18 protein-coding genes are annotated in these 22,340 nt (G+C 60.5%); 3 read left to right on the top strand and 15 right to left on the bottom strand.

Going from position 1 to position 22,340, the window contains the following annotated elements; translation table 11 throughout:
* The first annotated feature begins 95 nt into the window (after positions 1-95).
* On the top strand, positions 96-3,494 hold the full coding sequence (locus EPN93_07250; GenBank protein TAL36805.1) for a TSCPD domain-containing protein: 3,399 nt from the start codon (positions 96-98) through the stop codon (positions 3,492-3,494).
* Positions 3,495-3,691: 197 nt separating this feature from the next.
* Here the strand turns inward: EPN93_07250 and ald are convergent, their stop codons facing one another.
* A complete protein-coding gene (ald, locus tag EPN93_07245; protein TAL36613.1) occupies positions 3,692-4,801 on the bottom strand; it encodes an alanine dehydrogenase in 1,110 nt (369 codons plus the stop codon).
* Positions 4,802-5,055: 254 nt separating this feature from the next.
* On the opposite strand from ald, the gene EPN93_07240 reads away from it, so the two are divergent.
* Positions 5,056-5,649 carry a TetR/AcrR family transcriptional regulator gene (locus EPN93_07240; GenBank protein ID TAL36612.1) on the top strand — a complete coding sequence of 198 codons (594 nt, stop codon included), beginning with the start codon at positions 5,056-5,058 and terminating at the stop codon, positions 5,647-5,649.
* A 38-nt stretch (positions 5,650-5,687) separates the two neighbouring features.
* On the opposite strand, the gene EPN93_07235 is transcribed toward EPN93_07240, so the two are convergent.
* Genes EPN93_07235 through EPN93_07225 form a run of 3 tightly spaced genes read right to left on the bottom strand, consistent with a single transcriptional unit; the run spans position 5,688 to position 9,225 of the window.
* Positions 5,688-7,379: a VWA domain-containing protein gene (locus EPN93_07235; protein ID TAL36611.1), complete on the bottom strand. Its 1,692-nt coding sequence runs from the start codon at positions 7,377-7,379 to the stop codon at positions 5,688-5,690.
* A complete protein-coding gene (locus EPN93_07230) occupies positions 7,376-8,038 on the bottom strand; it encodes a rhomboid family intramembrane serine protease (protein ID TAL36610.1) in 663 nt (220 codons plus the stop codon). The genes EPN93_07235 and EPN93_07230 overlap by 4 nt, the downstream gene beginning before the upstream one ends.
* A complete protein-coding gene (locus tag EPN93_07225; GenBank protein TAL36609.1) occupies positions 8,038-9,225 on the bottom strand; it encodes a hypothetical protein in 1,188 nt (395 codons plus the stop codon). Before EPN93_07225 ends, EPN93_07230 begins: the two co-directional genes overlap by 1 nt.
* 193 nt (positions 9,226-9,418) lie before the next feature.
* Between EPN93_07225 and EPN93_07220 the strand changes: the two genes are divergently transcribed.
* On the top strand, positions 9,419-10,957 hold the full coding sequence (locus tag EPN93_07220; protein TAL36608.1) for a DUF4445 domain-containing protein: 1,539 nt from the start codon (positions 9,419-9,421) through the stop codon (positions 10,955-10,957).
* On the opposite strand, the gene EPN93_07215 is transcribed toward EPN93_07220, so the two are convergent.
* The 11 genes from EPN93_07215 to EPN93_07165 form a co-directional block, all read right to left on the bottom strand.
* Positions 10,950-11,609 carry a bifunctional precorrin-2 dehydrogenase/sirohydrochlorin ferrochelatase gene (locus EPN93_07215; protein TAL36607.1) on the bottom strand — a complete coding sequence of 220 codons (660 nt, stop codon included), beginning with the start codon at positions 11,607-11,609 and terminating at the stop codon, positions 10,950-10,952. The two genes, EPN93_07220 and EPN93_07215, sit on opposite strands and share 8 nt — an antisense overlap.
* A gap of 4 nt (positions 11,610-11,613) precedes the next feature.
* Positions 11,614-12,708, bottom strand: coding sequence for an addiction module antidote protein, HigA family (gene higA, locus EPN93_07210; GenBank protein ID TAL36606.1), 1,095 nt, complete (start codon positions 12,706-12,708; stop codon positions 11,614-11,616).
* Positions 12,698-13,003: a killer suppression protein gene (locus tag EPN93_07205; GenBank protein TAL36605.1), complete on the bottom strand. Its 306-nt coding sequence runs from the start codon at positions 13,001-13,003 to the stop codon at positions 12,698-12,700. The genes higA and EPN93_07205 overlap by 11 nt, the downstream gene beginning before the upstream one ends.
* A 127-nt stretch (positions 13,004-13,130) precedes the next feature.
* Positions 13,131-14,402: a radical SAM protein gene (locus EPN93_07200; protein TAL36604.1), complete on the bottom strand. Its 1,272-nt coding sequence runs from the start codon at positions 14,400-14,402 to the stop codon at positions 13,131-13,133.
* A 420-nt stretch (positions 14,403-14,822) separates the two neighbouring features.
* The gene (locus EPN93_07195) at positions 14,823-15,857 is read right to left on the bottom strand and encodes an Lrp/AsnC family transcriptional regulator (GenBank protein ID TAL36603.1); all 1,035 of its coding nucleotides are present in this window, start codon (positions 15,855-15,857) and stop codon (positions 14,823-14,825) included.
* Positions 15,858-16,078: 221 nt separating this feature from the next.
* Entirely contained in the window at positions 16,079-17,233 is a 1,155-nt protein-coding gene (locus tag EPN93_07190; GenBank protein ID TAL36602.1) for a hypothetical protein, read from the bottom strand.
* Positions 17,234-17,383: 150 nt separating this feature from the next.
* Positions 17,384-18,004, bottom strand: a complete 621-nt coding sequence (locus EPN93_07185; protein ID TAL36601.1) for a TetR/AcrR family transcriptional regulator — start codon at positions 18,002-18,004, stop codon at positions 17,384-17,386.
* Between the two features lie 66 nt (positions 18,005-18,070).
* Positions 18,071-18,964, bottom strand: coding sequence for a DMT family transporter (locus EPN93_07180; protein TAL36600.1), 894 nt, complete (start codon positions 18,962-18,964; stop codon positions 18,071-18,073).
* Between the two features lie 24 nt (positions 18,965-18,988).
* The gene (locus tag EPN93_07175; protein TAL36599.1) at positions 18,989-20,050 is read right to left on the bottom strand and encodes a radical SAM protein; all 1,062 of its coding nucleotides are present in this window, start codon (positions 20,048-20,050) and stop codon (positions 18,989-18,991) included.
* Positions 20,047-21,354, bottom strand: a complete 1,308-nt coding sequence (locus EPN93_07170) for a glutamyl-tRNA reductase (GenBank protein ID TAL36598.1) — start codon at positions 21,352-21,354, stop codon at positions 20,047-20,049. Before EPN93_07170 ends, EPN93_07175 begins: the two co-directional genes overlap by 4 nt.
* The gene (locus EPN93_07165) at positions 21,351-22,265 is read right to left on the bottom strand and encodes a hypothetical protein (protein TAL36597.1); all 915 of its coding nucleotides are present in this window, start codon (positions 22,263-22,265) and stop codon (positions 21,351-21,353) included. The genes EPN93_07170 and EPN93_07165 overlap by 4 nt, the downstream gene beginning before the upstream one ends.
* Between the last annotated feature and the right edge of the window lie 75 nt (positions 22,266-22,340).

Here is a 22,340-nt window from a genome sequence, read left to right as displayed (position 1 = left end):
TTTCATCTCGAAACGTCCGGAAGAATACCCGCAGGGAACAAGGGAGGGATCACGTGTCCAACGCAAAGGAAAGCACCGCCGGCAGGTGGAACGATATCGTCATCGACTCGAAGGTCCGGCCCGAGCTGTCCGCCAACGCGCTCGTGGTGCTGCGCAAGCGCTACCTCGCGAAGGACGAGCACGGAAAGACCGTCGAGGACCCGCGGGGGATGTTCGAGCGCATCGCGAAGTACATTGCCTCGGCCGATCTTGCATACGGGAAGACCCCGGAGGAAACGAACCGGATCGCGGCCCGGTTTTACGAGATGATGGCGCGGCTCGAGTTCATCCCCAACAGTCCCACGCTCATGAACGCGGGACGGCCGCTCGGTCAGCTCTCCGCCTGCTTCGTCCTCCCGGTGGGGGATTCGATAGACGACATCTTCGATTCGATCAAGAACATGGCACTCATCCACAAGAGCGGCGGGGGAACGGGCTTTTCGTTCTCAAGGCTTCGTCCCAAGAACGACGTGGTGAATTCAACCTCGGGCGTTTCGAGCGGGCCCGTCTCCTTCATGAAGATTTTCAATACCGCGACCGAGACCATCAAGCAGGGCGGGACGCGCCGCGGCGCCAACATGGCCATACTCTCGGTCCATCACCCCGACATCCTGGACTTCATCGCCGCCAAGGAGGACCCCTCGGCCCTCACGAATTTCAACTGCTCCGTCGCGCTCACCGATTCGTTCATGCGCGCCGTGGAGACCGACGGCGAGTTCGATCTCGTCAACCCACGCGGTAACGTCACCGTCCAGCGCCTTAAGGCGCGCGATGTCTTTTCCCTGATCGTGAAAAAAGCATGGCAGAACGGGGAGCCCGGCATCGTCTTCATCGACCGCATCAACGAGTACAACCCGCTCGCGAAGGTGGGGCCCATCGAGAGCACCAATCCCTGCGTGACCAGCGACACCATGGTCTTCACCGCCGAAGGACCCCGCTTCGTACGCGAGCTTGTCGGCCGCCGGTTCGCGGCGATTGTCGACGGCCTTCCCAGCCTGAGTTCCTCCGAGGGATTCTTCAGCACCGGGGTCAAGCCCGTCTTCAGGCTCGTTACCCGGTCCGGGTATGAGGTTCGCCTCACCGCCGACCACCCTGTCCTCGTCGCCGCCTCGGTAACCCGCTCTTCGGTGGAAACGAAATGGGTGAGGGCCGGTGACCTGAAGCCGGGGGACCGCATATGCCTGCATAATCATCGCGCCAATCCCGGGTGGGAAGGACGTTATGGATTTGAAGAAGGCTACCTCACGGGCCTCCTCTACGGCGACGGAACGATAAAAAAGGACAAGGCGATCATTTCCGTCTGGCCCAGGCGTCAGGCGGCGAACGGGGAGACACTACCCGATGCCGTAATGGAGCTCGCGCGGGAGTGCGCGTATACCCTTCCGCACCGCGCCGATTTCCAGGGCTTCAGCGAGGTCCGCGGGCGGGGCGAGTACCGCATGGCGATCGGCGCGCTGAAGGGAATATGCGCCGACCTTGGAATCACCCCGGGAAACAAAACTATCACTCCCAAACTGGAGGCATGCTCCTCAAATTTCAACCGCGGTTTCCTCCGCGGGCTGTTCGATACCGACGGCTCCGTGCAGGGTACGCAGGCGAAGGGAATCAGCGTCCGCCTCGCGCAAAGCGACATGGAGATGCTCAAAGCCGTACAGCGCATTCTTCTCCGGTTCGGAATCGTGTCTTCCATCTATGAGGAAAGAAGACCCGAGGGGACGACCATGCTTCCCGACGGGAAGGGAGGGCAAAAGGAGTACCGAACACGAGCCCAGCATGAACTCGTCATTGCACGCGACAACCTACGGATTTTTAGCGAGACAATCGGCTTCACCGATCAGGATAAAGCGCTCAGGCTCCAGAGCCTTCTCGCGTCATACGGACGCGAAATGAACAGGGAAAGATTCCTAACGGAGGTGCGGGAGCTCATACCCGACGGCACGGAAGAGGTCTACGATGTGCAGGTGCCCGGCATCAACCGTTTCGACGCCGGGGGGATTATGCTTCACAACTGCGGCGAACAGCCGCTGCTTCCCTACGAGTCCTGCAACCTGGGATCGATAAACCTGGTGACCGCGCTCGAGCGCAGGGACGGGAAGGACACACTCGACTACGCGAAGCTCAAGGAGCTCACGCGCGAGGCCGTGCACTTCCTCGACAACGTTATCGACATGAACCAGTACTCGCTGCCCGAGATCAGGGAGCAAACCCTCGCCAGCCGCAAGATAGGCCTGGGGATCATGGGCTTCGCCGATATGCTCATCCGCCTGAATGTTCCCTATGACTCGGACGGGGCCATCCGGCTCGCGGAAGAGGTGATGCACGCGATCCAAGACGAGGCCAGGGCCGCGTCGCGCGCCCTCGCGAAGGAGCGGGGCGCCTTCCCCCTTTTCGACATGTCCGAGTACGCCGCGCGCGGCGAGGAGAAGCTCCGCAACGCCACCACGACCACAATCGCGCCCACCGGCACGATCAGCATCATCGCCAATACCACGAGCGGGATCGAGCCCATATTCGCGCTCGCCTACGTCCGCAACGTCATGGACAACAATTCGCTCGTCGAGGCGAACCCGCTCTTCGAGGCGACCGCGCGCGAACGGAAGATCCTCACCGACGAGCTTATGAAGCAGGTCGCGGAATCCGGATCGGTCGCCCACATCGAGGGCGTCCCCGAGGACGTGCGCCGGGTCTTCGTGACCGCGCACGACATCTCGCCGGAAAGCCACATCCGGATACAGGCGGCCTTCCAGAAATACGTGGACAACGCCGTATCCAAGACCGTGAATTTCCCCAACACCGCGACGGAGCAGGACATCGAAAAGGTGTACCGGCTCGCCTACGCACTCAACTGCAAGGGCGTGACCGTGTACCGCGACGGCTCCCGCGACAACCAGGTGCTCGAGGTCCAGCGCGACAAGAAGGAAGCGGTGCAGGAGGGTACCCCCGGCTCCCACCTGACGCCCAAGTCGCGCGGCGAGGTCACCTTCGGTTCCACGCGCAAGATGACCACGGGCTGCGGCTCGCTCTACGTGACGATCAACGCGGACCAAGACGGGCTCTTCGAGGTCTTCGCGACCATGGGCAAGGGCGGCGGCTGCGCCGCGAGCCAGACCGAGGCGGTGAGCCGCCTCATATCGCTCTCCCTTCGCTGCGGCATAGAGCCCGAGCAGATAATCCGGCAGATCAAGGGCGTGCGCTGCCCCAACCAGGCATGGGAGAAGGGCGGGCGCATCTACTCCTGCGCCGACGCGATCGCGAAGGCGCTCGAGCGTCACCTTGGAATGGATTCCCGGAAGACCGGGAGCGCGACCGACGAGGCGAAAAATTTCGCCGAGACGAACGGCAAGGGCCAGGGCAACGTCACTATAGTGGGCGTATGCCCCGACTGCCACGGCCCGTTGGAGTTCGAATCCGGCTGCTCGGTGTGCAGGCTGTGCGGATTTTCAAAGTGCGGGTAATATCGGTCGCACGGCTTTGACAAAAAGAGGTGACCCCGGGTCACCTCTTTTTGTATGTATGCGAAACACTTCATTGCTTTAATTCCAAGTATTCCCGCAAAGCGAATAGGGAAAAGATTCGTGTTGATTTTTCTGCATCATGTGAACCTTTCGTTGCGCCCCGTGGCCCCAGGCGAGCTTCCGGGCACAGTTAATTTTTATGCGACCCTGTATTCCCTGCACTCCATCTTAAAGGCGCTCGCCACCTGCGCGCAGGTAAGCGTTCCCTTCAGGACGTTGAGTCCCTTCGCGATCGCCTCGTCTTTTTCCGCGGCCTTCTCCCAGCCCATGTCCGCGATCCGTACCGCAAACGGCAGTGTTGCGTTCGTGAGCGCCCACGTCGAGGTACGCGGAACGGCCCCCGGCATGTTCGCTACGCAATAATGCACCACGCCCTTAGCTATATAAATGGGATCGTCGTGGGTGGTGGGCTTGCTCGACTCGGCGCAGCCGCCCTGGTCTATCGCGATGTCCACGAAGGCGGAACCGGGCTTCATGGCCTCGATAAGCTCCCATGTAAGGAGCTTGGGCGCCTTCGCCCCCGGGATGAGCACCGAGCCGATCACGAGGTCCGCCTCCGTTACGCTTTCGCGAATGCTCGCGGGATTCGACGCCAGTGTGACGATCCGCGAATGAAAAATGTCTTCCAGGTAGCGGAGCCGGTTCAGATTCACGTCCAGCACCGTCACGCGGGCGCCCATCCCGACGGCGAGATGCGCGGCGTTTAGTCCCGAAATACCCCCGCCCAGTATGACCACCTTCGCCGGCGCCACTCCCGGTACGCCCGACAGGAGCAGCCCCTTGCCCCCGTTTTTCGACTCAAGGCAGGCGCATCCCATCTGGATCGCGAGCCGCCCCGCGACCTCGCTCATGGGCGCCAGGAGCGGGAGGGAGCCGTCCTTTGCCTGGATGGTCTCGTAGGCGATGCCCACGACCTTCCGTTCAAGTAGCGTTCTGGTCAAGTGCTCGTCGGCGGCAAGGTGCAGATAGGTGAAGAGGACCATGCCCTCGCGCATGTGTGCAAATTCAGGACCAATGGGCTCTTTAACCTTCATGATCATATCGGACCCGCCCCAAACCTCACCCGCGCTTTCCAGAACCTGCGCCCCTGCGAGGGCATATTCCCCGTCGCTGAAACCCGAGCCGGTTCCGGCATCGTGCTCGACGAAGACGGCATGCCCGTGATTCACGAGCATGCCCGCGCCCGCGGGGGTGAGGGCGACCCGCTGCTCCCGTGTTTTAATCTCTTTCGGAATCCCGATTTTCATGGAAAAGATCCTCCCTGGCCATCATATAAAAATAATATAAATTAGTTGAAAGACTAAACTTAACTTCCAAGGGGGTATTCTTGTCAAGGGAAATATTAGTCATAAGACTAATTATATACTAAAATCGCGCCCGCGGCAACGGCACGTACGTACGCCAATCCCCGCGCGTTCATTTTGTTGACAGCTACGGGTGCCGGACGAATACTGTTATCAGGTACTGCAAATTCTAAATACCGCAAAACGCGTGGGAAGATATGGGAAGAAGAGTCGTCCAGGAAGAGCGCCGGCTGCAAATCATAGAGGCATTGTTCAGCTGCCTGATGGAAAAGCCCTTTAAGGAAACAAGCATAAAGGACATCGCGAAGGCCGCGGGCGTCAACCACGGCGTGCTTCATTATTATTTCACCGGGAAGGAGGAGATACTCCTCACGTTCCTGGACCACATGTTACTGAAATACAAGGGCGAGTTCTACGAATACATGAGCGCCCATACCCCCGAGGGCGCCCCCGCGCGGCAGGTCATCTCGGAAATGTTCAGCTTCGTGAACCGGAGGATCACACTCGACAGGAGGCTCTCGCGGATATTCGTGGAGATCTGGGAGATCGGACTTTACGAAAAGAAGGTCCGGGTGAAGCTCAAAGCGGTGTACCGCGAGTGGATCCGGAGTGTGCAGGCCGTGATCGCCGGCGCAGTCAAAGACGAGATCATTGCCCGCAGGATGAGCACCGCGGTGGTGGCCTTCCTGGAAGGCATGTCCATGCTTTCCGTAATACTCGAGCAGAGCAAGGAAGAATCGGCGGCCACCCTCCTCGCCTTCCAGGAAAGGATCATCGAAATGCTCGACTGATATTCGCAGCCTGCGATTACCGGTCGCGGCAGGAAAGCCTAGTCCCTGACATCCTCCGCTTCCTTCACCGGCTCGAGCGCCTCCACCTTCACGCGCACGAACCAGACCGGGGGCTTGAGCAACCCGTTGTTGATGTAGAAGTCCGGCCTCGCGGCCATCTCGTTGATCCCCGCGCGCGCCGCATCCGGAACCTGGTCGTCCCCCAGGCGGGTGATGAAGCGCGCGGGGTGAAAGGTGAAGCCGTACGCCTCGTCGGGCTTGCGCTGCACGGTGACCCCGAGCGTGAAGTAGGCGCGCATCGATTCACGGTTCTTGAAAAAATCCAGGTCCGCCTGCGAGGCGATCCGCACCCATATCGATACCTTCCCATCAGAGAGGAGCGCCTTGGCGAGCGCATGGGGACCGCCCGCCCTGCCCCTGGAAGAAGCGCCCGCCCCCAGCCCCGGGAGCAGAACGTCCGCGTTATTCTCGACGGGATCGGCGTTCACGAGCGCGACGTTCGCGATCTCGGGGTAGAGCTCGCTCATGGCGTAGGGGGAAAGCTCGTATTTCTTCCGGTCCGCCATGATCTCGGCGAGGAACGGCTTGGGCTGCATGAAGGAGGACGCCTTTCCCGAAAAGGAGAAGAGCCCTTCCTTCCACTGGGCGCCGTAGGCCTGCCCCTGGAAGAAGCGCCCGCCCTCCATGAAGAGGTCGATCGATTTTCCGCGCGCATCGTAGACGCGCTGCCGGTAGGCGAACTGCGCGAACCTGCCCTTGCCCATGACGGCGAGCTGGCGAAGCGTTTCGGCATCCTCCCACTGGCACCGTCCGCCCGCGGCGGCGCTCACGACGATTCCCCGCTTCTGCGCCGTCATCCCGGAAAGCTCTACCTGCGAATTTCTTCTCACCGGGGAGTTCGATACCACGAGCATATGCCTCACGCTTCCCCGCTCCCAGGGCACGTTCGTGACCGCGAAGCGCAGGGCCGCCTCGAGCGCATCGGTACTGGGGCCGCCGCGGGGCGGGGTCGCGTCCAGGCCCGCACGCAGCGCCGCAGGCGAGCCCACCGGCTGCGCGTACGAGGGAAGCTTCTGCGCGTCCGAAAACCCGAGCACATATATCCGGATGGGCGCGCTCCAGTTTTCCGAAAGCGCGCCCGCGAAGCCGGTGATCCCGGCCTTCACCGTTTCCCATTCGGCGCTCATGGCGTAGGAGGTATCGGTCACCACGACGAGGTCCACCGTCGCGAGGCCCTGGTCCGCGGCCGGGTCGAGCTTGAGCGGCGCGTCGGGCGCGGTCACGAAAAGCTCCGCCGCGTCCTTCTCAGCGCAGGCCGCGAGGCTCTGACCCTTCACCTGCGTGCGCGCGATGACCTTCCCGCGTCCGGGTGCGTAGAGGGTGCTCTCGGCGACATAGGTTTCGCCCGTCTTCGAAATCTTCCCGAGCACGATGCGGTCCAGGTAGCGCCCGGCGCCCAGGGCCTTGAGGCCCTCCGCGGTGATGGTCCCCTGCGACGATATCCCGAAACTTTTCATGTCGGCGTCAAGGTCACGCGGCGGGTACACCTCCATGCCCTTGCGCACCGCGAGGACCACGCCCAGCAGCTTCGCGTATTCGTCGCCCGATTTTTCGGGGAAATATGTCGAGGGGTTGTCGACGCGGTAGGGTATCACCGCGACCTCCGCGAACGCCGGCGCGCACGCGGCAAGGGTGACCGATACTACGACTGCCGTCACGAATCCTTTCATGGGATACGGTACCGTTTCACGAAGAGTTTGAAAAGGATCACCCCCGCGGCGAAGCCGCCGATATGGCTCACCCACGCGACGTTGCTCCCGCCCGCGGACCCGCCTATGAAGCCGAGTATCTGCATGAGAAACCAGACGGGCAGGTACAGCATCGCGGGCAGGCGCATCGTGAAGAAGAGCATCCACACGTAGACGCGCGCGAAGGGGAACATGAACAGGTACGCCCCCAGTATCGCCGATATCGCCCCCGAGGCCCCCACGAGCGGGACCTTCGACTGCGGCGCCATCCCGGCGAACGCGAGCGCCGCGATCACGCCCGTGAGGAGGTAGAACACAAGGAAGCCCCCGCGCGTCATCCGGTCCTCGACGTTATTGCCGAATATCCACAGGAAGAGCATGTTGAATCCCAGGTGCGGGATGCTCCCGTGGCAGAACATGTAGCTTATAAGCGTGAGGAAGGGGTTCACGAACTGCGACGCGGGAAGGTTTTTTCCGGAGGAGAGCTCCAGCGGCACGAATCCGTACTCGGCGGTAATGCGCGCGAAGCCCGCGGGTCCCAGCACCTGGTAGGCGAACATCGCGACGTTCGCGAGGATGAGCATAAAGGTGACGAGGGCGAATCGTTCGGTCGGGTTCTCGTCGCGGTAGGGGATGAGCATTATTTCACCGAGAGCCCGTCGTAGAGGTAACGGGACTTCAGAAAGTATTCCCTGCCCAGCCCGGGCGCGATATAGCACGCCCCGCCGATACGCGAGGCGTCCGGGATCTCGCAATCCCTGCCGATAAGGGTGATGCTCTTGAAGAGCGACCGGGGGAAGTCGTTGTTCTTGAGGCCCTCCGTCTCGCTGCCCACGTAGCAGTGCGCGCCCACGGTGAAAAAGTCGGGCGGCGTTTTTTTCGTGCCGTCCTGGGCGATCTCCGGGACGGGAAGGGTTTTCTCGTCGATCACCGAGGAGAACACGCGCGCCCCCGCGCCGATGCGGCAGAAGGGAAGCAGTATGGAATCCCTGACGACCGCACGCTCCCCTATCTCCACGCCGGGGAACACGATGGAATTCTGGACGGTACCGTGGACCTGGCAGCCGTCGGAGATGAAGCTGTTGATGATCTTCGCGTGGGGCCCCAGGAACGCGACCTTTTCCGAGCGAAGCTGGCTCTTGAGCGACCGGTCGGAGAACACCGTTTCGAACAGCACCTTGCTCCTCATGATGTCCATGTTGACCTGGTAATACTCGGGAACGTTCTTCACCGGCCAGTAGCGCGCCTCGAGGCTCTCCCGGCGGATGCCCCGGTTGATCATCACGTTGATGATCATCTCGAAGATGTTGGGCGAATGACGCCGCTCCTCCATAGCCCCGTTCACCACCTCGAGCAGCGTCTTCTGGTTGGTGACCAGGATCCCGTGCGCCATCGATTCGCGCTGTGAGAGCTTGAGCGTGAAGAGCGCGGCGCCCGCGCGCTTCTTCCTATAGCGCTCCACCACCGACGAGAAATCGATGATGGAGGGATTGTCGCCGGCGTAGATCACGTAGTAGTCGGTGTTGGCGTCCATAATGAGGTTGTAGCAGAACTGTATGTCCGAGTGGCGCCTCGAGACGACGCGAATGGCGGGGAATTTCTGGTGCTTGAAGGGCCCGTAGTGCTCCACGTAATCGGCGAGGCTGTCCTCCACGCTGCTGTAGATTATCGTGCGCTGGGCGCCCGCCGCCACGGAGTTCCGGATGGTGAAGTCGACCACGCGGTAGCGTCCCCCGAAGGGAAGCATGTAGCGCGACCGCTTTTCGGCGAGCGACAGGAGCGAGGCCTCGTTCGCCCCGGGATATGATATGATCGTAAAGTCTTTCATGGGTGATATCGGCGCCGGGACGGCCGTAAAACGCACGGTCCCTAATGTGTCATAATGCGACTCGTTACCGGCCCACTGTAGCAATCGCAAATCAAAAATCAATTAAAAAAACTCGGGCCCCGTCCCGACCCCGGCCGGAAAAGGGTTTGATTTCGCCGCCTCCCCCGTCGAGGATAGGCGGCATGAGGTGCCCATGAAAAAACCCCTGCTCACGGTTCTTCCCGGCGGTGAATCGCGCGCGTTCGACGAGGGAACGCTTCTTCTCGACGCGTGCGCCGATATGGGCATGGTGCTCAGGACGCCCTGCGGCGGAAAGGGATTCTGCGGGAAGTGCGCGATCGAGGCGCGCGGGGACTTGAGCGAGCCTCTTGAGCTCGAGCCCAGGCTCACCGGCGGCGTCCCCGGAATGCGGCTCGCGTGCCGGGCGCAGATGCGCGGGGACGTGACGGTGAAGCGCGCGCCCGTCTTCGCCGCGGGCCGGGGACGCGTATCGGTCCCCCCGGCGGGACACGGGCTTGGACTGGCCGTCGATATCGGCACCACCTCCATTCAAATATCGCTCGCCGACCTCGCGTCGGGGGAGACCCAGGCGCTCGCATCGTTCATGAATCCCCAGCGACGCTACGGCCATGACGTGGTTTCGCGCATCGCCGCGTCGACGGACCCGGAGGCCGGACGGGCGCTCGTTTCCCTCCTGCGCGGATCCATCTTTTCCGCCGTCGCCGATACGCTCGTGCAGGCCGGCATCCCGCCCGCGCGCATCGAGCACATGGTGTGCGCCGGAAACACGACCATGACCTACTTCTTCGCGGGACTCGACGTGAAGCCCCTGGGCGCCTTTCCCTATACCGCCGCGCACAGGGACTTTGCCGCGATCGAAATCCCGGACGCGCGCGCGTTCGGGGCGGGCGCGCGCATCGAAGCCCTCCCGGTCGCGTCCGCGTACCTGGGCGGCGACCTCGTGGGCGGGCTCGCGCTCCTGGACGGGCAGGGTCACCGCAGGGGCGTGTTCTTCATCGACCTGGGCACCAACGGCGAGATGTTCCTGCGCACGCCCTCCGGCGATATCTTCGCCGCGTCGTGCGCGATGGGTCCCGCGCTCGAGGGGATGAATATCAGCCACGGGATGACGGCCGACGAGGGCGCGCTCACCCACGTACACATGAATGCGAACGTGCCGTCCTGTGAGGTGATGGGCGGGGGGGAGCCCGTGGGCATCTCGGGGACCGGGCTTATCGACGCGGTTTCCATAATGCGCGGATCGGGGATGATCGGCGCGTCCGGCGCGTTCGCGAGGACCGGCGGCAAAGAGACGTTCAGAATAGTTTCGCATAACGGTATCTCCGCGGTGCGGATTTGCGGAAACGTGATCATCACCCAGAAGGACATTCGAAGCCTTCAGCTCGCAAAGGGGGCGTCCCTGGCCGGGGCAAATATTCTCTTAAAGGAAGCGGGATGCGCGGTCGGGGAGATCGGGCAGGTGTTTATTGCCGGGGCCTTCGGGGAAAACCTTTCGATCGACCATTTCAAGCGGCTTTCCTTCATTCCATTGTTCCCCCGCGCTGTGTACAGCTTCTCGGGAAACACGAGCCTGGCCGCGGCCGCGCGCGCGTGCGTCGATCCGGCCTTCATGGCGCGCACGCGGGAGCTGCGCGACGCGGCGCGCGTCGTGGAACTTTCCACGCACCCGGAATTCAACGACGAGTTCGTGCGTTGTCTCGATTTCAGCTGACGGGGGGAAGGCCCGCGCGGATGCGCAGGTAATGGGAGAGTGTGTGTTCCCGAAACGCGGCAGCGAGCTCGTCCAGGAGCGCGTCGTCGTTCACAATGCGTTTCATGATATCACCACGCTCGTCCGCCGATAGCTTCTTGAATGAAGCGTCCCCCTGGATAATCCTCCGTGCCTCGCGGAGCGCCTCGAGGATGACCTCCACGTTTTCCGGCACCGCCTTTTCGATCATGCGGCGGAGACGCGCCGCCATCGCGGGCGAAGCGCCGCTCGTGGAAACGGCAAGAAGGAAATCGCCCCTCTGCGTGAACGAGGGCACGATGAACGAGCAGTGGGGCGGATCGTCGACGGCGTTGATGAAGATGCCGCGTTCATGCGCCTCCCGGTACACGCGCGCGTTCACCAAGGCGTCGTTCGTGCACGAGAACACGAGCGCGGCGCCCTCCAGGTCGCCCTCCGCGTATTCCCGGGTATTGATGCTCACCGCTCCGTCCGCGGCGCGCGACGCGATTCCCTCGTGAACGCGCGGCGCGATCACGCGCACGCGCGCGCCCGCACGGCAGAGGTCCGCGACCTTGCGCAGCGCAACCTCGCCTCCGCCTATGACAACGACAAGTTTATCTTTAATGTCGAGTAATACAGGGTAGTATAACATTTATTTATTGATCGTTGGAAGATAATTCATATTTCCTTCTCAGGCCATTCAACTGGGCAAATGCGATCTTGCGCTCATGTTGCAGTCGTCCCACTACAATCGCAGGTGATATATTCATCTCCTTCGCGAATGTCTTAATTTTTTCTGCTGAGAAAATATTCGCCTGGATGAACTTCTCCCATTCTTCTTGTGGTATCAGAATATCCCTGGCAAAACTGTCAGCTTCGTTTTCCTTCGAATTATTTTCGATATTTGATTCAATGAATACATCCCGCTTGCCGTGCAGAAGAATATGCCCTGCCTCATGAAAAAACGTGAACCAGAAAATATCCTCGTATTTTCCACGCAGGCTCAATTGAATAAGCGCCCTTTCGGGATTAAGCCACCTTGTCACACCATACACGGGAACACCTTTTAATGGAGGTACAAAAACTAAAGCTATACCGGTTGCGGCGCACATTTCGATCATTTTTTCTGCGAAGAGATCCGGCACTTCCCTGGTATAAGGCTTTATTTGATTCAAAATAATCTTAAATCGAGTTCTATCAAAGGGTTTACATTGTATTTTCTGAGCCTCAATTTCACCAGCCCTCAACCATACCGATGTCGCTATTGGATTTTTAGTGAATGCTTTTGACTGTCGATATACAATGGAAGGTTTGTCCCATACGGAAGTCCATTCGTCCGGCGAGTTGATCCCAAAGAACTTAAAAACCTCGTTTAACAGCGCTTTTTCCTGTTTTATGGCGGGAAGCCAGTTATTTGAAATCATCTCTTTTATCGGCAAGGTTTTTATCCATTGCCGGTGTTTCAGCAGCTTGTCTCCCTCCGCTTTCTGCGCAACGAATTCATCGAATCTTCTTTGCCGGTTATTCCAGAAAGACGCGGGAATTCCCAGAACCCTCTCAAATTGAATCGCGGTTTCAGCGGTAATTGACGTCTTTCCCTTTATTATTTCATTTATCGTTTTTTTAGGGCGGCCTGTCCTTTCGGAAAGCTCCGCCTGGGACATTCCCTTTTCTTCCAACACATCGTTGAGGGTCTCGCCCGGATGGGTTACTGTTTCCGGATTATATTCGTTAATCATTCTATTTACCATGATAATCCTCCACGTCGATAACTTCTATCGCGGTTATCAGCTTTAAATCAATTCGTCCGTCTTTCGACACGGGCAAGGGATTTCCGAGTGGTCTGAAAATTAGACGCCTGGGATGCTCCGCGTCCATTGCCCATTGGCCCTTCCTGTTTCCAACGAGGGCGTGGCAGCGCCCCGGCAGGGTGAGCAGAACCTCCATGGTATCCGCATCTCTGATGTCATCAAGACGCCTTTTCAGTTTTCCAACCGCATTCTGGCATATTTTTCTGACCACAGTATTGCCGAAAACAATGTCCATCTAATTATATTAACCTTTAGGGTTAATATAATTATATTATCGAATTAAATTGTCAAGAAAAAAGCTTTTCTTGGTGGGATTATTGAGTGAAGGACAATAATTAACAATCCATAAGAATACGCTTCATCTACCGCTTAAGCTCCTCGGGCACGGAAAACTCCTCCCCGCACGCGCGAAGCTCGTTTTTCTTCTTTTCGTCGAGCCCGATCTCCTCGTCGCTGATAAAGCACTGCGGGTCCGGCGCCCACGGGTCGCCAAAGGTGCGATACGCCCGGACACGCATGGCCCCCGTGCAGAGCGCGCGGTGGGCGCACACGCGGCAGCGCCCCTTGATGTAGTCGGCCTTGTGCTTGAGGCCCTTCATGAGGGGCTCGCCCTCGTCCATCCAGATGTCGGCGAAGCTGCGCGCGCGGATATTGCCAAGGGTATAGTCCTGCCAGAACTGGTCCGGGTGCACGTTTCCCACGAAGTCGATGTTGCCGATTCCCACCCCGGTCGAATGCGCGCCGCCCCCGTTCCACGTGAGCAGTTCGCGAACCTCTTCCGCACGCGCGGTATTCTTCTCCCTGAGCTTCAGGTAGATGTACACCCCGTCGGCATGATTGTCCACGGTGAGGATGTTGATATCGAGCCCGCGGTTGAAGTAATCCTGGGTCCTTTCCAGTATGGTGTCCATGGCCGCGCGGGACTCGCGGTGCGTGAGATCGTCCGCGTAAAGATTGCCCCCCCGTCCCGAATAGACCAGGTGGTAGAAGCACGCCCTGTTGATTTTTTCGCGCTCGATGAAATCGAAGATCCCGTCAAGGTCCTCGTAGTTGCGTTTCGTCAGGGTAAGGCGCAGCCCCACGCGCTGGCCCACGGCGATGCAGTTCTCGAACCCCTTCATCGCGCGGGTGAACGCGCCCTTGACGCCGCGGAATTTGTCGTTCACGCCCTCCATCCCGTCCAGGCTTATGCCCACGTACACCACGCCCGAGTCCTTGATTGCGCGCGCGGCGTCGCGGTCGATGAGCGTGCCGTTGGTGGAAATTACCGGCCGGATCCGCCTTTCCGTGGCGCGCTCGATGAGCGTGAAGAGGTCCTTGCGCATGAGGGGCTCCCCGCCCGAGAACAGGAGCGAGGGGATGCCGAACTCCGCCAGGCCGTCCACGAGCGCGAGCCCCTCGCTTGTGGTGAGCTCGCCGTCGTACTTCCGGTTATCGGAGTCCGTGTAGCAGTGTACGCAGTTCAGGTTGCAGCTGCGCGTCGTGCTCCAGACAATGATGGGCCTGCGCTCGCTCGCGAGCACCTGCCGTTGGTGCGGGGCGTTCCCGTGCGCGTCGCCGTGCGCCTCGGTGCCGTAGCGCAGTCCGTCGCCCGTTGATGATCCCCCGCAGTAGAGTTTTCCTATATCGATCATGGCGTTCCTATTTTTTCCTGATAAATTCAAGCAGCCCGAGCAAAAAACCGGCTATCCCGATAATCACTGCCAGCAAGTTTACTACCACGTCGCTCGTATAAAAATACAGAACATAATAAACGGCGAGGGAGATGGTCAGAATCGCGGACAGGACGATCAGTTTATCGATGATTTGCATTCTGAATCTTGATCTGTCCCTTCAATTCGAGGAGATTGCTTTTAACCGTGTTCGCTATTTCACGCCTGACAACCCGGATAAATATCGAATAGAGGGCATAAATGCTTCCCGAGATGCCTATAATTATCAAGCTCAGATTAATCAATTGTGCATTGTTCATAAAACCTCGGTACTAATCCATTCTATGTCTAATTATACCCAGGAACGGCCGATTGTCAAATATTTACTGCAGCCACCCGGGTTTAAACACCTGAAAGATACTTCTCCGCCCATTTCCCGAAGTCCGGCGTGAAATACATGACCCGCCGCTTTTGGTATTCCTTAAGGCTTTTCAGCACCAGGTAATCATCGAGACCCGACTCGCGCGCGAGCGCGCCGATAATACCTTCCAGCTCCCCGTCGCTTTTTGCGTGAATCATCGCGAAGAGCGGATGCTCCCACCGACCGGGGAATACCGTGCGCCGGTAGAGGTGCGTGATGTGCGGGCATTTTTCGAAGACCGATACGAGCTCGGCCTCCCGCGCCACGGGGAGTTTCCATGCCGTCATCGCGTTCGCGCGATAGCCCGCGTTCTGGTGGCGCAGGACGGCCGCGTACCGTCGCATGATGCCCCTCTCCTTGAACGATTCGCCGGTCTGCGCGAGAAGCCCCGGGTCCATGACGACGCCGCGCTCCGCGGCGAGCCTGGCGAACGGGTTTTTCACGACCGGAAGGTCCGTCTGGAGGAGCGTGACCGCGAGGACCTCGTCCTCGCCCTGGACCGTGTTCTTCGCGCCGCCGGGCCTCGCCGCCAGGGGGGCATCTTCCGGTTCCGCATCGCCCACGGCAAGCATCACGCCAATCTTGAACATCTCCTCGTTTTTCAGGACCAGGAAATCCCGGGCGCCGCACCGCCGCGCGAGTACCCCCGCATGGTCCTCGATCGCCTGTCCCGGAGGAACCGCGAGCGTGAACCAGATGTTATAGCGGTGCCCCCGCAGGTAATTATGGCTCACCCCGGGGTGCGCGTTGATGATGCGTGCCGCCTCGTCCGCCTCTTCCCCGGGAACGCAGAAGGCGACAAGGCTCGACGAGTAGCCGAGCGCCTGCGCCGAGAAGATCGCCGAGATTCTCCTTATGACGTTCGCGCTTTTTAAAGTGCGGATCTCCGCGAGAAGCTCATCTATATCCAGCCCAAGCTCCGCCGCCAGCCCCGCGTACGGGTCCGCCGAAAGCGGCATATCGCGCTGGATACGGTTTAGAATGAGCTCCTGGGTCCTGGTGAAATGCGGTGACATTGCGGAATATCCTGTGCCGTGTATCGGTGAAGCGTAGCGCATGATTTATCCGGATGCCGTAAAAGTCAACCAACAGTTTGGCGAAAAATCGGCCTGCCGGTCCCGTTTTCACACCGGAACCGTCTGTACTGTAATGCGCGGTGAAGTCGTGCACCATGCACGGAATCGATTCCGTGCATGACGGCGAATACCGGGACAGGTAGTATCGGCGCGCAGCGCGGCTACGCCTTTAAAAACCATTCCACCGGCCTGCGCAAACTTACCGGGTCCGGGTACTTCGCAAGATAGCCGGTGCGAAGAATGAACTGCACCGTACCCTCCGCGCCCACTGCGCGCACCGCCTGCCCGCGCCACGGGGACTCCTCGAGTATCTGCGTCATCGGGTGCACCGCGACCATGCGCTCCCGCGCGCGCAGGAGCATACGCTGAAAGCGTCTCCCGGTCTCGATAAGTTCGGCGATCGATGCGCCGCTTGAAACCAGGAGCATCCATCCGCCGCAGTTCTTCACCTGGTCGGCCGTCATGTCGACGGTCCGGTCGCGGAAATCCTTCCCGAGCACGTCGCCGCGATCGTAGAAATTCCGCACGAACCAGCCGGCGAGTCCCCCTATTTCCATCCCCTCGGGGGTGAGACCGTTGCGGTGCTTTTTCGCGTCCGCATCCCTCCACCTGATCCAGTCGGCGAGCTCCGTCTGGGCGTCGTCGCGCCATGCCTGCGCGCGGTTCGCTTCTACGGTCGCCTGGGCGAGCCAGGCGCCCTGCGCGGAGGACGGCGTGAAGAACATGAAACCGGGCTCGCCGCCCGACAGGTGCGCGACATCCGCGCCGCGCAGCTCATCGCGGAGCATCCCCTTGCGCACCGTGCGCCGGGAGACGATTGCCGCGTCCGTGTCGCGGGTGCGCGCGCCGCCCGACAGACGCACATCGAGTATCTCCGCGTCGTGCGATCCGCGCGCGACGACCGAGTACTCCGCGCTCAATCCCCGCGCGCCCGCGGCCTCGACCAGGTTTTCCATGAACGCCCCCAGCGAGAGCAGGAGCTCCCTGTTTTCCGGGTCCACCGCCGGGAGCATGCGCGATTTTTCCGCGCCGATAATCCAGTTTCCCTTTCCCGCGACGCGGACCGTCCACGGCTGCGTGTTGTGCCCGCTGGGGGCAAGCGACGCCAGCCGCAGAATTTCGTATTCATCCGGCGACAAACCCGTTTTTCCCTCATCTCCCGCCGATTCGCGCAGGGCGGTTCTCGTCACCCCGGCACACGATAGTCCGGCGAGCGCAAGCCCCGCCGCGGTGGCCGAAAGTAAAAAATTCCGTCGGCACTGCCGTCCGTTTCGCTGCGCCCTTCCCATAAGATTGTGCAGGTCGTATGTATTCATGGTATTCCTCCTTCAAATGTCGAATAAATTGCCGATCTTCAGCGACACCTACGCGTCGATATCCACTGATACAAATATAGAGCAAATACTCTAATCGTCAACAAAAATGACGCGTCCCGGGAAAAAATATTCACGCGGGATACGAGTGGATCAGCGGGGGGAGGCCAGGATTTTCTCGATCTGGGCCAGGGCCGCGGGCGCGAGGTGGGGTTTCAGGAGGCAGTAGACCTGGAAGACGCTTTCGCGTATCCGCCCGGGGGTGATCCTGCCGCCCCCGATATACAGGTACGTGAGCCAGAAGTCGCTCACGATCCACCCGCTTATCAGGCTCGCCCTGAGCTCGGCGGGCGGCATGGAGGCGAGGATGCCCGCGTCCTGCATGGAGCGGTACAGCGCTTCCTGCTGTTCCAGGCGCTTCTTCAAATTGGCGTTGTAGCGCTTCCTTAACAGCGCGTCCTGCGCCAAAAGGGTGGCGAGCTCCAGGTAAAAGAAGCGATAGGCGTAATACAGGTCGCAGTTTTTCGAGAACATGTCCAGGAGCGCCGCCGCGGAAAATGCGGTATCGGCGGGACGCCCGTAAAGGCCGTCGAATTCGCGCACGATCCGCTCGAAAATCTCCCTGATTATCTCCTCCTTGTTGGCGAAGTGATAATACAGGTTCCCCGGACTTATACCCATGGACGCCGCGATGTGATTGGTGGTAACCGAATGGGCGCCTCGATCGTTGAAAAGATCGAGTGCCGCCTGGATGATCCTGTCCCGTGTTTTCATGGCGCGTACGACGGCACTTCTAAAGTAAATACTCTAAAAGGTCAACGCTTTTTGCGTTCCCGGGAATCAGGCCATGAACATGACGGCCGTGCCGGCGACGGCAAGGAATGCGCCGATAATCTCCTTGAAGCCGACGCGCTCCCCCAGCAGGAATACCGAGGGTACGATAAGAAAGACCGGCACCAGCGCCATGATGGTCGCGGCCACCCCCGTCGCGGCGTGTTGGAGCGCATAGAGGGAAAGCGAAACCCCCAGGAAGGGGCCGAAAAACGCCCCCAGGGCCGTGCGCGCCATGGCCGTCCGGTCCGCCGCCGCCGCGGGGACGATGCGCCATTTCCCCGATACCAGGAATATGACCGCGAACCCTGCGAGCCCGGCGATGATCCGGATATGTGTCGCCGCAAACGCATCGTAGCCGCCCATCCCGAACTTGGAAAGCACGAGCCCCCCCGCCTGCCCGAGCGCGCCGCCGAACGCGAGAAGCAGTCCCAGCGGGGAATACGAGAACGAGAACTTTTCCAGGCCGGGCTTCTTTTTTGTCACCACGAGCGCGATCCCGCCCAGGGTGAGCCCCATCCCCGCGAGCTCGGGTGCCCTCATCCGATCGCCGGTGATCAGCCAGCCCCCCAGCGCCGCGAGCGGCGGGGCGAGCGTCATCACGAGCATCGAGACCCGCGCCCCCACCATCGTGAACGACTGGAACAGGCACAGGTCGCCCAGGACGAAGCCCACGAGGCCGGACACACTCAGCCAGAGCCATTCATGCGCGCCCGCATCGAGCGGGAGCGGCAGGTTCCTGGTGACGAGCGTGAACGCCCCGAGGAAGAGGAACCCGAACACGAGGCGGATGATGTTGACGGGAAGGGATCCGACCCGGCGCGCCGCGGATTCGAACGCGAGCGCGGTCACCGTCCAGCACATGGCGGTGAGGAGCGCCGCGAGTTCACCCTGGTGTGTCATCCTTATTCTCCCATTTGATTCGAATCAGGGGTGCGCGCGGCGGGGGACATACACACAATACGGCTCCTCGTCGAAGCAGTCCCCGGTCGCGTAGTAGGCGCGCGCCCTGCAACCGGCGCAGAAGGCCTTGTACTCGCAGGCCCCGCATTTGCCTTTAAGGTTGGAAAGGTTCCGGAGTTCCCGGAAGAGCGCGGATTCCTCCCAGATCGTGCGGAAATTCGTCTCGAGCACGTTGCCCGCGATGCGCGGCAGGTAGCCGCAGGGCTGGACGTCGCCCCGATGCGAGATGAAGCACACCCCGCTCCCGGCCAGGCAGCCGCGCGTCATCGCCGCCATGCCGTGCGATTCGACGCTCACGCTGCGGCCCTCCTTTCTGGCCTCCTGGCGGATAATGCGGTAGTAATGCGGCGCGCAGGTCGCTTTGAATTCGAGCCTGGTTTCCTTCGATTTCCGGTAGAACCAGAGGAGCACCTCTTCGTATTTTTCTTTCGATATCATGTCGGTTTCGGCGATCTCGATGCCGCAGCCCACGGGGACCAGCATGAACAGGTGAAGCGCCGCGGCCCCCAGGTCCTGGGCGAGCCGGAGCACGCCCTCGATCTCGCCGACGTTGCGCCTGGTAACGGTGGTGTTGAACTGGAACTCGACCCCCACCGCGCGCAAGTGCTGCGATCCCGCGATCGCCTTGTCGAAGGATCCCGGTATCCCCCTGAACCCGTCGTGCGAGGGCGCGCCCGCGCCGTCTATGGAAATGCTCACCCTCCTGATTCCCGCGTCGCCTATTTCCCGCGCGATCTCCCCGTCGATCATGGTCCCGTTCGTCGCGAGCGCGACGGGAAGCGACAGGCCCGCCGCGTGGCGGGCTATCTCGAACAGGTCGCCCCTGTAGAGCGGCTCGCCGCCCGTGAGCACCATGATGGGCTTGGCAAATGACGCGATATCGCCTAGCACGCCCTTCACGCGATCGGTGGAAAGCTCACCCTCGAACACGGATTCGTCCGCCTGGGCGCGGCAATGGACGCAGCGCAGGTTGCACCGCTTGGTGAGCTCCCAGAACACCAGCCTGGGCGCGTTCGTGTTCATCATTTTTCGAAAAGCTCCTCGATTATGCGTTTCGTATCGCGCACGTCATGAGCGTCCCCGTTTTCCCTGGACGCGTCCAAATGTTTTTTTAACGTGGAGATGGGATTATGCAGCGTCTTCGTCATTATCTGGCGCGTGAGGTCCTCGATGATCCTGAAATCCTCGTCCGCGAGGTGTTTGAGTCTTCTCCGGCGGTACCGCTCGAGCTCGGCGACCCGGATCTCGTCGAAGGCCGACTGTAGTTTCTGGATGGCCGGCACGAGGGCGAGGCCGTCGTACCAGCGGATGAACTCGTCCGCGTCCGCCTCGACGAGTCTTTTCGCGAACTCCACCTCGCGCAGCCTGCTTTTCAAATTTTCATCCGCGATGGAGCGGAGGTCGTCGACGTTATACAGGAATACCGCGTCGAGCTTGCCCGCCTCCGGGTCCACGTTGCGCGGCACCGCGATATCGATGACGAATATGGGCCTTCCGCCGCGCCTTTTCTGGATCGCGCGCGCTGCGGCGGCGTCGATCACGTACCCCGGCGCGGTCACCGAGGCAATGATGATGTCGACCTCCGGGGCGACCGCGCCGATCTCGTCCAGGGGCACGATGCGCGCCTCGCGGTTTATTTCCTGCGCGATGCGTTCCGCGTTGTGGAGCGACCGGTTCGCGATCGTGATTCCGCCGATCTGCGCCTTGGTCAGGTATTTCAATATCAGCTCGCCCATCTCGCCCGCGCCTATCAGGAGCGCGTTGTGCCGCGAGAGGTTGTCGAATATCTTGCCCGCGAGCTCGGTCGCAATGTAGGCGATCGAGAGCGGGTTTTTCGAGATTTCGGTTTCAGTTTTTACCCGCTTCGCCGTCTTGAACGCCTGATGAAAGAGGCGGTTGAGCAATGGTCCCGTCTTTTTGGCGTGCACCGACCGGCTGTAGCAGTTTTTCACCTGGAAAAATATCTCGTTCTCGCCCACGACCATCGAATCGAGCGAGGATGCCACGGTAAACAGGTGCACCACGGCGTCCCGGGAGTACTTGCGGTATGTCTGGGCCTCGATCACCGCGCGGGGAAGCGCCGATACCGCCTCCATGTGCGCAAAGAGACCCTCCAGCGCGGCGTTCACGTCCCTGGAGGCGACATAGATTTCCATGCGGTTGCAGGTCGAAAGGTAGACTATCTCGTCCGCACCCTGGGAACAGGCGCGCTCGAAAAAGGCCGGGAGCTCACCCTCGCCCAGGGCGAACTTCTCCCGAAGCTCCACCGGGGCCGTCTTGTGGCTGATCCCGAGCATCACGAGATCGGGGCTGTCCGTGCGCGCGCTCATCGGAAGCTGTGGAACCCCTGCTGGATGAAGATATTCGAGAAAAGGACGAAGCCCAGGAGCACGAGGAACGCGAGCGCGGCGAGCTGGCTGCGCCTGTGAGGCCCCACCGCGTTCCCGCGGCTGAGCGTGAACAATGCAAGGATACACATCCACGAAAGGTAAAGGATCACCTCTTTGGCCGTGCCCTGAAACGGCGCGCCGAACACCGTATAGGTCATGAACATGCCGCTCGCGATCCCCGCCGAGAGCAGCAGGAACGCGCGGGATATCGCCCAGCGATTGAAGTTTTCGATGGATTCGAGCGTGGGAAAGCGGTAGATGAATTTCATCGAGCGTTTCTTGCGGAGCTGTCCCTCCATGACAAGGTACAGCACGGAACCGGCGAAGCCCATGAGGTAAAAAAGCTCGCCGAGCACGGACACGAGGATATGGACCGGGACCAGGCCATGCGAGAGGTCAAGGATGATCTTCCGGCTTGACCCGGTGAACGGGATGGACGCCGCCAGGATCACCGATATAAAGGGAAGCGCGAACGCCGCGAAGGTCTTCCATTGCGCGCTCCAGCGGGAAAAATTCAGGTAAATAAGCGTGAATATGAGAAGTGCAACGAAAATATAGAAAAATCCCCAGATGGTGAACGTTCCCTGCAAGAGTCCCGCGGGGGCGTCCCCGTAGAATCGCACCACGCCCGTGAGCATGAACAGGACCGAGGATGCGTAAAAGCCGCCGCGGGCGCGCGCGTAGTGGGCGCTGTTGTCGGTATGCAGCGAGTAGACCGCGAGCACGGAGGCGATCACGAAACCCGCGAGCGTGAGGATGAACGCCAGTTCGAACATGGAAAACCCTTCCGCACAATATAGCTCATTCTGTCTGCCTAATCCAGCCTTATTAGCCGGGATTAACTCAAGCATTTTTTAGTGACGCGGACCGCGCACGCCTAAATTCCCCGTCCCGGGTGAAAAAAACTTGTCGCCGGAAGGGCCCCT

The sequence above is a fragment of the Spirochaetota bacterium genome, from assembly GCA_004297825.1.
Lineage (GTDB): Bacteria > Spirochaetota > UBA4802 > UBA4802 > UBA5368 > FW300-bin19.
Note: the sequence above shows the minus strand (reverse complement) of the source record. Positions and strands in the feature narration are given on the sequence as shown.